Origin of the sequence: Sphingomonas sp. TDK1 (genome assembly GCF_001650735.1) — a bacterium.
Lineage (GTDB): Bacteria > Pseudomonadota > Alphaproteobacteria > Sphingomonadales > Sphingomonadaceae > Sphingomonas.
In genome coordinates, this window is record NZ_LXVY01000043.1 from 18,565 (window position 1) to 30,814 (window position 12,250).

13 protein-coding genes are annotated in these 12,250 nt (G+C 67.9%); 7 read left to right on the plus strand and 6 right to left on the minus strand.

All coding sequences use genetic code 11. The features are described 5' to 3' along the window. Nucleotides 1-2: 2 nt before the first annotated feature. The 6 genes from A7X12_RS19605 to A7X12_RS19630 are packed head-to-tail and all read right to left on the minus strand — an operon-like array spanning nucleotide 3 to nucleotide 6,083. Complete coding sequence (locus A7X12_RS19605; protein ID WP_064313146.1) at nucleotides 3-983, minus strand: type II secretion system F family protein; 981 nt, start codon at nucleotides 981-983, stop codon at nucleotides 3-5. A 2-nt stretch (nucleotides 984-985) separates the two neighbouring features. Then, on the minus strand, nucleotides 986-2,260 hold the full coding sequence (locus tag A7X12_RS19610) for an AAA family ATPase (RefSeq protein WP_064313147.1): 1,275 nt from the start codon (nucleotides 2,258-2,260) through the stop codon (nucleotides 986-988). Beyond that, nucleotides 2,257-2,895: a CpaD family pilus assembly lipoprotein gene (locus A7X12_RS19615; protein ID WP_198162107.1), complete on the minus strand. Its 639-nt coding sequence runs from the start codon at nucleotides 2,893-2,895 to the stop codon at nucleotides 2,257-2,259. The genes A7X12_RS19610 and A7X12_RS19615 overlap by 4 nt, the downstream gene beginning before the upstream one ends. Before the next feature lie 23 nt (nucleotides 2,896-2,918). After that, nucleotides 2,919-4,502 (minus strand): type II and III secretion system protein family protein, encoded by a 1,584-nt coding sequence (locus A7X12_RS19620; RefSeq protein WP_064313149.1) that lies wholly within the window; start codon nucleotides 4,500-4,502, stop codon nucleotides 2,919-2,921. A gap of 1 nt (nucleotide 4,503) precedes the next feature. Then, nucleotides 4,504-5,550, minus strand: a complete 1,047-nt coding sequence (gene cpaB / locus A7X12_RS19625) for a Flp pilus assembly protein CpaB (protein WP_064313150.1) — start codon at nucleotides 5,548-5,550, stop codon at nucleotides 4,504-4,506. 56 nt (nucleotides 5,551-5,606) lie between these two features. Then, nucleotides 5,607-6,083 carry an A24 family peptidase gene (locus tag A7X12_RS19630; RefSeq protein WP_064313151.1) on the minus strand — a complete coding sequence of 159 codons (477 nt, stop codon included), beginning with the start codon at nucleotides 6,081-6,083 and terminating at the stop codon, nucleotides 5,607-5,609. A 48-nt stretch (nucleotides 6,084-6,131) separates the two neighbouring features. Here A7X12_RS19630 and A7X12_RS19635 point away from each other — a divergent pair, with 48 nt between their 5' ends. From A7X12_RS19635 to A7X12_RS19665, 7 genes are all read left to right on the plus strand, one after another. Continuing rightward, nucleotides 6,132-7,070, plus strand: coding sequence for an alpha/beta fold hydrolase (locus A7X12_RS19635; RefSeq protein WP_064313152.1), 939 nt, complete (start codon nucleotides 6,132-6,134; stop codon nucleotides 7,068-7,070). Further along, a complete protein-coding gene (locus A7X12_RS19640; protein WP_064313153.1) occupies nucleotides 7,067-8,140 on the plus strand; it encodes an NAD(P)/FAD-dependent oxidoreductase in 1,074 nt (357 codons plus the stop codon). The genes A7X12_RS19635 and A7X12_RS19640 overlap by 4 nt, the downstream gene beginning before the upstream one ends. A 54-nt stretch (nucleotides 8,141-8,194) precedes the next feature. Continuing rightward, the gene (locus tag A7X12_RS19645) at nucleotides 8,195-8,965 is read left to right on the plus strand and encodes a FadR/GntR family transcriptional regulator (RefSeq protein ID WP_064313154.1); all 771 of its coding nucleotides are present in this window, start codon (nucleotides 8,195-8,197) and stop codon (nucleotides 8,963-8,965) included. A 105-nt stretch (nucleotides 8,966-9,070) separates the two neighbouring features. After that, the gene (locus A7X12_RS19650) at nucleotides 9,071-9,481 is read left to right on the plus strand and encodes an acyl-CoA thioesterase (protein WP_064313220.1); all 411 of its coding nucleotides are present in this window, start codon (nucleotides 9,071-9,073) and stop codon (nucleotides 9,479-9,481) included. Between the two features lie 31 nt (nucleotides 9,482-9,512). Then, nucleotides 9,513-10,190: a hypothetical protein gene (locus tag A7X12_RS19655; protein ID WP_064313155.1), complete on the plus strand. Its 678-nt coding sequence runs from the start codon at nucleotides 9,513-9,515 to the stop codon at nucleotides 10,188-10,190. A 64-nt stretch (nucleotides 10,191-10,254) separates the two neighbouring features. Next, nucleotides 10,255-11,217, plus strand: a complete 963-nt coding sequence (locus tag A7X12_RS19660) for a bile acid:sodium symporter family protein (RefSeq protein WP_064313156.1) — start codon at nucleotides 10,255-10,257, stop codon at nucleotides 11,215-11,217. Continuing rightward, entirely contained in the window at nucleotides 11,217-12,173 is a 957-nt protein-coding gene (locus A7X12_RS19665; RefSeq protein WP_064313157.1) for an NAD-dependent epimerase/dehydratase family protein, read from the plus strand. The genes A7X12_RS19660 and A7X12_RS19665 overlap by 1 nt, the downstream gene beginning before the upstream one ends. Nucleotides 12,174-12,250 lie beyond the last annotated feature (77 nt).

Below are 12,250 nucleotides of genomic sequence, written 5' to 3' on the forward strand. Positions count from 1 at the left end.
CGTCAGATCTCGAAATTGACCATCTTGGCCATGATGAACGCGCCCAGCGACATCCACACCAGCCCACCGCCGCCGGCGACGATCAGCCGCGGATCGGTGAAGAAGTGCATCATGTAGTTGTTGTTGATGAACCACACGAGCCCGAAAACGATGAACGGCAGCGAGCCGACGATCAGCGCCGAGGCCTTGCTCTCCGACGACATGGCGCGGATCTTCAGTTTCATCTGCGCGCGCTTGCGCAGCACGTCGGACAGGTTGCTCAGCGTCTCGGCGAGATTGCCGCCAGTTTCGCGCTGGATCGCGATGGTGATGGTGAAGAACTGGAATTCGGGCGTACCGAGCCGATCGGCGGTCTCCTGAAGCGCGGCGTCCAGCGTCCTACCGATCTTCATCTTGTCGCTGATCATGCGGAATTCCTCGCCGACCGGACCATCGACTTCCTGCCCCACCACGCCCATCGTCTCGGTGATCGGCAGGCCCGAGCGCAGGCCGCGCACAAGCAGGTCGATCGCATCGGGAAAGGCGGCGGTGAAGGTGCCGACACGGCGCTTGATGCAGAAGCCGACGACGAAATGCGGCAGCCACAGACCGACGAACGCGCCGAACATCAGCGCCAGCAGCAAAGGTGCGCCCTTGAACAGCAGGAGGACGATCATCGCCAGCGACAGGCCCAGCGTGGCGAGGCCGTACTGGCCCACGGTCCAGCTCTTCCCGGTCATCGCCAGGCGCTTTTCCAGCTGCTCCTGATTGGGCAGCAGCCGGGCGAAGGTGAGATCGAAGCCGCTGGCCTGGGCGGTGGAGATGCGGCGCAGCTGCGCTTCCATCGCGTTGGCCCCGGTAGCACTCACCATGTGGCGGTCGCGCAGCGAGGTCAGCCGCCGCGCGCCCGCGCGCTGGGCAGAGGGGCCGGACAGCGCCAGCACCAGCAGCACCAGCACTGCGACGACACCCAGGCCCAGCATGAGGAGCGGCAGCAGCGGCATGGCTATTTCTTCTTGCTCGCCATCAGCGCCTTCAGGTCGCCGAGCTTACTGAGCAGCGAGCCGCCCTTGGCCACGGCCTTCTGCGCGCCTTCCTCTCCGGCATCGGTGATGTCGAGGATGCGGACGGCGAGGTCGGTCAGCGGCGCGAAGCCGCGATGCGTCCGGCCCACTTCGGCCATCGGCTTGCCGAGCTTGGCGGCCTGGCTGGCGATCTTGGGCTCGAAGGGCACCACGAAGTCGATGGGGCGCTCGATCGAGCCTTCGAAATCCTTGCGGCTGATTTCGACGAGAGCGGGCTGCGGCACCTTGTTGGCGACGATGAAGAGCTGGGTCTGCGGCGCGTTCGACTTGAACCAGCTGAGGATGCGGATCGTGTCGCGGGCGGCGGAGAGGGTGAGCTCGGTCACCAGCACGGCCACCTGGACGTCGGCGATCAGGTGCGGGTGCTGCACCAGCATCTGGCGCGGCAGATCGGTGACGGTACACTCGAACGCGCCGCGCATCTCTTCCTGCAGCTGGTAGAAGGCGGCCCCGTCGCCGGTCATTGGCGTGTTGATCGGCGCTTCGGCGGAGAGCACGGCAAGCCGTTCGGATGCCCGGACCATCGCGCGTTCGATGAACAGCCCGTCGATGCGGCTGGGGTTCTCGATCGCGTCCGTCAGGCCGCGGCCGGGCTCCAGGTCCAGCGCCAGCGCGCCCGTGCCGAAATGCACGTCGAGGTCGAGCAGCGCGGTGGTGCGCGCCTGGCGCTCGCTCATCAGCCAGGAAAGCGATGTCGCGATGCTGGTGGCGCCCGAACCGCCGCGCGTGCCGATCACCGCCAAGGCGCAGTGGGGGCGGCCGGTGGCGACGTCGCTATGCTTGGGCGCGGCCAGTGCAGTCTGCGCCTGCAGGAACGCGTCGCGCAGCATGTCCGGATGGATCGGCTTGAGCAAATAATCCTGGATGCCGCTGGCGACGAGATCGCGGTATAGCCGCACGTCGTTCACCGCGCCGGCGGTCAGCACGATCGTGCCGGGCTCGCAGACTTCGGCGAGCGCGTTGATGTCGTGCAGCGGGTCGCCCGATTCGGACAGGTCGACGAACAGGACCGTCGGGCTGGCCGAGACGGCAAGCGTCTGCACCGCGTTGCGCAGGCCGCCCTTGTGTACCTTTTCCGGCGACCAGCCGAGTTCGATGGCGATGGGGCGCATCAGCTCGGCGGTGGCCTCGTCGCATACAAAGGCGGTGAAAGGCTCGCGACTAGCGGCGCGCGCGGGGTTGAAGGGCGCGTTCACTTCGGGGCGCTCCCGCTGGTCGTCTCGGACTTTACCGTCGTGCCGCCGCCGCCCGAGGGCATGGCGGCGCGATAGGCGCCGATCGCCTTGGTCATGGTCTGCGGGTCGGCGGTGGGGGCGCCGGGCGCGCCGCGGACCAGATCGGCCGGATCGGCGACCATCGCGGCGAGGTTCGACGCAGTGGCGCAGCCGAAGTTGGAGCTGGTGCTGGCGTCCGCCGTCATCCCGCTGGGATGGGAGTAGTCGGGGCAGCCGGGGACCGCGGCGCTGGCGCGGGTCAGCACGACGCGGACCATGCCGGAGTCGCTGGGCCTGCCGGTGGCGGGGGCGCGATCGGCGAGCATCAGGCCGTAGCGGCCGGCCGCAGCGGCCACTTCCGCGCGCGCCGTGGCGCCGTCGCCCCCGTCGTCTATCGCGAGTCGGTCGCCATAATGCAGGTTCATCGCGCCCATCCATTCGGCGAGGCGCTTGTCCTCGCCCGGCGCGAGGTGACCGCCCTCGGCCTGGAGGTCGAGCGTGAGGTCCTGGCGACTGACGACCGGCTGGTGCACCGAATCGAGGCCGCCATTATAGCCGGCGCATCCTGCGAGCAGCAGCGCGGGGGCAAGAAGGGCGAGAGCGGGGCGCGGGAACAAGGCGGTTCTCCTGGGCAAGCGCATCACAGGCCGAAGCCCGGGGCGGCCGCGGTCTTCCTGGACCTGGCGGGCCGGCCGGACGGCGGCGCGATCGGGGTGGGCGTCAGCGCATCGGTCGCCGGCGCGGCGCTGGGCGGCGCCATGGTCGGCATCGGCCGCTCGCCGCCGCTCTTCCCTTCGGCCAGCGAGCCCATGAAGATTCGGTCGAAATCATTGGGCGCCTTGTAGCCGTCGGTCGGCAGGCGGATCTGGTTCGCGTTGACCGGGCGGACGAGATAGGGGGTGATCACGATCACCAACTCGCTCTCGTTGCGCTGGAAGGCGTTGGAGCGAAACAGCGCGCCGAGGATCGGCATGTCGCCCAGGCCCGGCGTCTTGGTGATCGAGTTGTTGTGGCTGTTCTGCAGCAGCCCGCCGATCACCATGCTCTCGCCCGACCCCATCTCCACCGTCGTTTCGCTGCGACGGGTGGTGAGCGCGGGGATCGTGGTGTTGGCAAGCGTCACCGCGCCCGAGGAGGAGAGCTGCGACACTTCCGGCCGGACATGGAGCGAGATGCGGCCGTCCGCCAGCACCGTGGGGGTGAAGGCGAGGCTGACGCCATACTGCTTGTATTCGACCGTGGTGGTGCCGAGCGCCTGCGCGATCGGGATCGGGATTTCGCCGCCCGCAAGGAAGTTCGCCGTCTCGCCCGACAGGGCGGTGAGGCTGGGCGAGGCGAGGGTGGAGACCTGGCCGATCGTCTCGCCGAAATCGAGGCTGGCAAGCAGATCGGTACCCAGGAAGCGACCGGCTGCGCCGAGCATCGTGTTGCCGGTGCTGGGCGCGGGAAAGCTGAAGATCGAGCTGCCCGGCGCGGCGCCCGTCGCGGGATCGGGCGTCGCGCCGTTGTAGGTGGTGATCGTCCCCGGCTTGCCCTGGCTGATGCCGAACAGGAAGCTGCCGCGATCGCGGTTGGTGAGGTTGACGTTCAGGTTCTTGACGAAGCTGCGGCTCACCTCGGCGAAGCGCACCTGGAGCTGCACTTGGAGCGGCGTCGCGGTGCGCAGCCGGTTGACCACGCCGATCTTGAGCAAGGCGTTGGGATCGTTGGCGTTCACGCCCGGGTTGAGCAGCCCTGTGACGAGCCGCTGGGCCTGTTCGCTATCCTGCGGGGAGCGGACGGTGCCGTTCAGCACCGCGATCTGGCCGACGGTGGTGACGGTGATGTCCGAATCGGGCATCGCGGCCTTCATCATCGCATCGATGCTGTTGATGTTCTGGCTGACGCGGATGTTCGCCGAATAGACGATGGCGCCGCTGGCACTGGTGGCGAACACCGTCGCCTCGCCGAACGCCTTGCCATAGAGATGGATCTGCCTGGCGCTGGCGACATAGACATCGGCGACGCCGGGGTTCGACGTCCAGACATTGGCCGCGGCGGCGGGCAGGGTGACCAGCTCGCCTTGCCCGATCGAGAGCAGGACCTCGCGCGAGGGCCGCTGGCTGCCCGGGGGCAGCTGCGCCATGCGAGCGACGGGCTTGGCGGCACGGGTCTGGGCGAGGCCCGGCTCGGGGGCGGCCAGAACGGCAAGGATCGCCACGCGGAGGGGAAGGGTGCGCTGCATCTCAGTTCTTTCCGCCGACGGGGACGATCGTCGCGTCGCTGCCGCGCACGACCCGCACGACCGGGCCGGTTGCCTGCACGGCGCCCGGATAGCTGGTGGGAGGGGCTGGCGTTCCGCCCGGGGCCATGCCGATGGGGGCACCCTCGGTCTTGGCCGGCACGGTGCGGCGCTGGAAGCGGGACACGTCCGCGCCGGTGACGAAGCTGTCACCATCGTCCTGCGGCCGGCTGGCGACATGCGCGAGAAACGCCTTCTCCTTCGCGGGGTCGCCGGGCACGTTCACCGCGCCGCTGGCGATGGCCTCGTCCAGGTCGCTCTGCGTGTCGGCGATCGAGCGGAGCGACAGCGACAAGCTGCCGACGGTCTGCGCGACCGCGATCTTTTCCGCGATCTTCGGCGTCGCCTCGACGGTGACGGTGGAATAGGCGCTGACGACGGTATTGCCCTTGTCGTCGGTCTGCTTGTCGGTGCGCTGGTCGGTGGCGAGCACGCGCAGGTTGCGCAGCACCGTCTCCGACGCGCGCAGCGGCGGCCCGTCGCCGCCGCCGGTGACCGACTGGGTGAGGATGAGATCGACCCGGTCGCCCGGGAAGACGAAGCCGGCGACGGCGCTCTGGGCGGAGACCGGCACGGTTACCGCGCGCATCCCCGGGCCGAGGGCGGCGGCGAGGAAGCCGCGGTCGCCCGGCTTGACGAGCGCACCTTGCGACAGCGGCTGGCCGGCGGGGATGGCGAAGCGGACCACGGTGCCTTGCAGCTTGGCGGGCTCGCTCTGGCCGCGGACAAAATAGGCACCCTGCACCAGATCCTTGGGCCAGGGGCGGAATTCCAGCGCGGTCGGGTCGAGAATGGTGCCCACCGGCAGCGCGCGCTTGGCAACCAGGACTTCGGTGGTATTGACCGGCGGCACGGCGGCCGCGGCGGCGCCGTTCGGCGCGGCACCGGCGACGGGCGCGCCCGAGCCGATCACCAGGCTGCGCGCCATGAACGCCGTGATTGCGGCGACCACCAGCGCACCTACCAGCAGCAATAGCCTACGAGCATCCATCGTAAATCACGCCTTTTCGCGTTCTTAGGCCGACCCGGTTGTGGCCGCGTTAAGCATCACCCAATCCGGTTAAGAATCGGTTCGCTAAGGATAATCAGCGCTGCCAGGGTGATGGCCACGCCATAGGGGACTTCGATCGGTGCCTGCGCCTTGCGGCGACGCAGCTTTTTGCCGAGCAACATCAGCAGCGTGAGCGCACCGCCCAGCAGCGACATGAGGATCAGCATGCGCAGGAGCGGGGCCAGTGGCAGCCACAGGGCAAGCGCGCCGATCAACTTGACGTCGCCGCCACCCATCATGCTGAGCGCGAACGCGCCGACGAACAGCGCAAAGACCAGCGCGGCACATCCGATCTGGAGGGTGATGTCCGGCCAAAACGCCATGCCGCTTGCCCACCACCAGAGCGGCGCGCCCAGCGCGATGGCTGCGTTCTTGAGGTTGCCGATGGTGCGGAAGCGCACGTCCTCGACCCCGGCCGAAACCAGGAGCAGCGCCAGCGCGCCGAGCAGAATCAGCTGTAAAGACGCCCCCATACGTCAATTTGGTAGACGGACGGGCTTACGAAACCGTAACCACGCGCAATGGCAGTTTCCCTGAAGGCGCGGCGGGAAATCCCGGCCGGCGCGCGCGTGGATCATTGGAGCGCGCCGGACGGCTGGAGGCTCCGCCGCCTGCACTGGCCCGGTGAAGGCGCGCCGCGCGGCAGCATCCTGTTCCAGACCGGCCGCGGCGACGTGTTCGAGAAGTATCTGGAAAGCTTCGCCCATTGGCATGCACAAGGGTGGTCGATCACGGCGTTCGACTGGCGCGGCCAGGGCGGATCCGGACGGCTGACCCCCAAGGCCAATTGCGGGCATATCGACGATTTCGCGACTTATATCACCGATCTGCGCGCCTTCGCCGCGGCGTGGGTGGCGGAGACGCCCGGGCCCCATGTCGTGATGGGGCATTCGATGGGCGGCCATCTGGTGCTACGCGGCCTCGCCGAGAAGGCGATCGCGCCCGACGCGGCGGTGCTGATTGCGCCGATGCTGGCGGTACGCAGCGCGCTGGGCAGGCTGGCGGCTCCGATGGCGCGCCTGCTGGCCCGGCTGGGCGACCCGCGCCGGCCGGCATGGAAGGGCAACGAAAAGCCCTACACCACCGAAACCCGCGCCAACCTGCTCACCCATGACCCCGATCGCTATGCCGACGAGCTATGGTGGCAGGCGCAGGACCGCACGCTCCTGACCGGCGCGCCGAGCTGGCAGTGGCTGGTGGAGGCGTTCCGCTCGATGGCGGCGCTGGAGGCGGGGCCGCTCGAAACGCTGGAGGTGCCGCTGCTGCTGGTGGTGGCGGAGGCGGACGGGCTGGTCGATGCGCGCGCCGCCCTGCGGATCGCGCCGCGCCTGCCCGATGCTGAGCTGCTGCGGTTCGGGCCGGAAAGCGCACACGAGATCCTGCGCGAGGTGGATCCGGTGCGGGATCGCGCGATAGCCGCGATCGACCTCTTCCTGGACGCAAGGGCGCCGCGCCGGTGACGCGGTACGACATTGCCATCGTCGGCGCCGGCATCGCCGGGGCGAGCCTCGCCGCCGAACTGGCCCCGCACGCCCGCGTGCTGTTGCTGGAGGCCGAGGATCGGCCGGGCTATCATGCCACCGGGCGATCGGCGGCCTTCTGGTCCGAAACCTATGGTGGACCTGATATCCAGCCGCTCACCACCGCGTCCGGACCGATGCTGCGCGACAACGGGTTTCTGGATCCGCTGGGCGAGCTGCACCTGGCACGGGCTGGCGACGCCGCGCGGGCGGAGGCGTTCCTCGCGGCGTTCGAAGGCAGCGGGGTGGTGCTGGATCGCGTCGATCCGCAGGCAATGGTGCCGGGCCTTCGCGCAGAATGGGCGTACGGCGTGCACGAGCCCGGCTGCGCCTATATCGACGTCGCCGCACTGCATCAGCATTTTCTTGCCCGCGCCAGGGCGGCCGGTGCCGAACTCCATTGCTCGGCGGCGCTGGGAGGCGCGGCGCGCGCGGGCGGCACCTGGCAGCTCCAGACTCGCTCGGGGCGGTTCGCCGCCGAGGTGCTGGTGAACGCGGCTGGCGCCTGGGCGGATCAAGTGGCGGAACTGGCGGGCGCGGCGCCGATCGGCATCCGCGCCTATCGTCGCACCATGGTGCAACTCCGCACCGATCCGTCGCCGCCGCCGGGCTGCCCATTGGTCAGCGATCTGGCGGGGAGCTTCTATTTCAAGCCCGAGGCGGGCGGTCGGCTGTGGCTCACGCCGCATGACGAAGTGGACAGCCCCGCATGCGACGCCGCGCCGGAGGAAATCGACGTCGCCACCGCCATCCATCGCTTCGAGCAGGTGGTGGACTGGCGCGTCGCGGCGCTGGAACATCGCTGGGCGGGGCTACGCAGCTTCGCGCCCGATCGCCGTCCGGTCTATGGCTTCGATCCGGCGACGCCCGGCTTCTTCTGGTGCGCGGGGCAGGGCGGGTTCGGTATTCAGACGGCACCCGCGGCAGCGCGATTGGCCTGCCAGCTGCTTCGCCAAGAAACGACCTCGCTGGACTCCGATCGATACTTGCCCGACCGCTTTCGGGACTGATTGGTAAGGCCAAAGGCTTTGCGAAAGCCCGCCGCTCGCCTATGAGAGGGGGTGATGAAACTCAACCGAAGCAAACTCTATCAGCGCGTGGCCGCATCGATCGCCGACGGGATCGAAGGCGGTCGCTGGGCCCCCGGCACTCGCCTGCCGGGCGAGCGCGACCTGGCCGAAGAGTATAAGGTCAGCCGGCCGACGATCCGCGAGGCGATGATCGCGCTGGAGATGAAGGGCTGGATCGAAGCGCGGCACGGCTCGGGCCTGTACGTCACGCATCGCGACAGCTCGGGCGGGCTGCGCGAGGATGCGCTGAACCTCGATATCGGCGCTTTCGACCTGACCGAGGCGCGTATCCTGTTCGAAGGCGAGGCGGCGGCGCTGGCGGCGGTATCGATCACCGCGGACCAGCTGGCGGAACTCGATCATATCGCGCAGGAGATGGCCGATCCCGCGACCGGCAACGCGACGCTGTTCGATGCCGATCACCGTTTCCACATCGCGGTGGCCAATGCCACCGGCAATGCGGCGATCCGCAGCGTGGTGGAATATCTTTGGGAGCTGCGCACCCGCTCGCCGCTGTGCGCCAACATGTTCGATCGGGCGCGGCGCAACGGCGTGAATCCGCGCTATGACGAGCATCGCCCGATCCTCGACGCGCTGCATGCCCGCGATCCGCACGGTGCGCGCGCGGCGATGCGACGTCACCTGCGCGGCGTGGTGGACGACCTGCTCGAGGCAACCGAGCTGGAGCTGATCGAACGCGCCCGTCACGAGCTCGATGCGCGCCGGGACACGCTGGCGAAGCGGTTGGAAATCGGCCCGGCCTGACCATTTCCGCTACGGCAAGCGCGGCGCGCGCGCCCTGTTACCGTCTGTAGGAATATACTTGCCCGGCGGGTCGCTTGTCCGGGCCCGTTGGTCTATGATGCAAGGGTGAGCAACGCTGCGATTCCCTTCGAATTCCGGGTCGACGTCGAACAGGACGACATCGACTTCATGGGGCATGTCAACAATGCCTCCTATCTGAAGTGGGTGCAGGCGGCGGTGGTGAGCCACTGGCAGGCACTGGCGCCGGTGGAGGCCGTGGCCGAGCATCTGTGGGTCGCGCTGAAGCACGAGATCACCTATCGCCGCCCGGCCTTTCTTGACGACGATGTCGTCGCCACGGTGCTGCTGGAAAAGGTGCAGGGCGCACGGGCCTTTTACGAGACGATCATCCGGCGCGGTTCCGAGGTGCTGGCCGAGGTGAAGTCGAGCTGGTGCTGCCTCGACGCCGAAACCAAGCGGCCCGCGCGGCTGGCGAAGGACGTGATTGACCATTTCTTCGTCAAGGCGGCCGATTGACGGAAACATTTCAGACGCATAGCGTCTGGTCATGTTGTCTGCGTTCCGCCGCCGCTATCTCGACCTGCTGGGGTCGATCTACATCTACAACGAGTATCGCGGCTATACGAGCATCGATCGGGTGCTCGATGCGGTTCGCGTCCGCGCCCCGGACGACGCCGCGCTGATCGCAGCCATCGAGAAGCACCGCGCCGACGAACGCAAGCATTACCAGATGTTCAAGCGCTGGTTCGAGCTGCAGGGGCGGATGCCGCTGGCGGTGGACCGGACCTGCGGCCATATCGATCGCTTCGTCGAGATCATGTTCCGCCGCACCATCGACACGCTGGATACCCAGGCAGTGATCGACGACGACGCGCAGTTCGAAAAGCTCTGCCGGGTGGTCTCGCTGACCGAACGGCGCGGGCATCGCCAGGTCCATGTCCTGCTGAACCACCCCGCAGTGCTGAGCGACAAGGTGCTCACCCGCATCTTCCGCATCATCGAGAAGGACGAACCGAGCCATTGGGCGCCCTATGACGGCTGGCTGCGCGCGAACGGCAAGCGCGAACCGCGCTGGTGGGAGCGCGCGGTCGACACGTTCATCCACTCCGAACTTCTGTTCGTGAAGCTGCCTTTCCTGTTCCTCAATCCGTTCGTAAAGCGGCGCATCGATTGGGCCGATGCAGGCGAACCGTTGCATCATACGATAGGCTTGGCTGCGGCCTGAGCGCTTGCACCGCCGTGCAGCCGCGCGCATGGGCTCCCGCAGTTTCCCTGGTGCGAGTACCCGCATGGCTGCCCTTCGTCGCTGGATCGATCCCTATCTGTTGATGCTGCTGGGCACGGTGGGCCTTGCCGCGTTGTTCCCTGCCCGCGGCGGATGGGCCGATGTGGCGAGCGAAGCGGTGACGATCGCGGTGGCGCTGCTGTTCTTCCTCTATGGTGCGCGCCTTGCACCCTCGGCGATCTGGGCGGGGCTCACCAACTGGCGGTTGCAGCTGATCGTGTTCCTCAGCACCTTCCTGTTCTTCCCGCTGATCGGCCTCGGCGCCTATGCGATCGCCGGGCATCTGTTGCCGGGCGGGATCGCGCTCGGCATCCTGTTCCTATGCCTGCTGCCCTCGACGGTGCAGTCGTCCATCGCCTTCACCTCGATCGCGCGCGGCAACATCCCCGCGGCGCTGTGCAGCGCGTCGCTGTCCAACCTGATCGGCGTGATCATCACACCGCTGCTCGCCGCGTTGATATTGCCGCACGGCAGCGGCGCGGGCTTCTCGCTGTCGCAGCTCGAATCGATCGCGATGCAGATTCTGCTGCCCTTCGCGGCGGGGCAGGCGGCGCGGCCGCTGATCGGCGGCTTCATCCTGAAGCACAAGCTGCTGACCATGATCGTCGACCGCGGATCGATCCTGCTGGTCGTCTACGCCGCGTTCAGCGAGGGTATGGTCGCGGGTGTTTGGACGCAGGTCTCGCTGGCCGATCTGGCGCTGGTGGTGGCGTTCAACGCGGTCATGCTCGGTATCGTCATCCTCGTCACGATGTTCGGCAGCCGCAAGCTCGGCTTCTCCACCGAGGACGAGATCGCCATCGTCTTCTGCGGATCGAAGAAAAGCATGGCGAGCGGCATCCCGATGGCGACGATCCTGTTTCCCGGCGGTGCGGTGAGCCTGATCGTGTTGCCACTGATGATCTTCCACCAGCTCCAGCTGTTCGTCTGCGCGGTGTTGGCGCGCAAATATGGGGCCCGTCCCTGATGCGGGTGCTGCTTACCGGATCGTCGGGCTGGCTGGGGCGCTTCCTGGCGCCCATGCTTCGGCAAGCGGGACATCAGGTGATCGGTCTCGACGTGGCGCCCGGCGCGAATACCGACGTGCAAGGCTCGGTGGCCGATCGCGCCCTGATCGAGCGGGTCTTCGCCGCGCACGGCATCGAAGCGGTGATCCATGCCGGCGGGCTCCACCAGCCGGATATCGTCCGCTACCCAGCCCAGACCTTCGTCGACGTGAACGTCGCCGGCACGCTGAACCTGCTCGACTGCGCGGTAGCCGCGGGACATGACCGGTTCGTCTTCACCTCCACCACCTCGCTGATGATCAGCCAGTCGATCCGCGACGAATCGGGCGAATCGGCCGTATGGCTGGACGAAACAAGCGGCCCGATCGCGCCGCGCAACATCTATGGCGTGACCAAGCTTGCGGCGGAGGGGCTGTGTCGAATCGCATCGCTCGAAAAGGGCATGGCGACGATCGTCCTGCGCACCAGCCGCTTCTTCCCGGAGGGCGATGACGGCCACGCCATGCCATCGGGGGAGAATCTCATGGCGAACGAGCTGCTTCACCGCCGGCTGACGGTGGAGGACGCGGCACGTGCCCATCTGGTCGCGCTGGAGCGTGCGCCGACGGTGGGGCACGGTGTGTTCGTGATTTCTGCCCCGACGCCGTTCGGGCGGGCCGACTGCGCGCTTCTGAAGACCAATGCGGCGGCGGTGATCGCCCGGCGCTTCCCCGATGCGCCGGCGCTTTATGCTGCGCGCGGCTGGACGCTGCCGGCGAGCATCGGCCGGGTCTATGATTCGGCACTGGCGGAGCAGGTGCTCGGCTTCCGCTGCTCCACTGACTTCGCCAAGCTGCTCGCGGCGCTGCGCAGCGAAGCGCCGCTGCCCTTTGCGCATGATCCGTCCCATGTCTCTTCCAGGGAAGCGGCGCGCTGACGCTGTCGCAAGACCGCGCCGCGTTGGTCTGAGTTTTCCACCTGTCTCAATCCCCGCAATGCCATGTACACGGACTA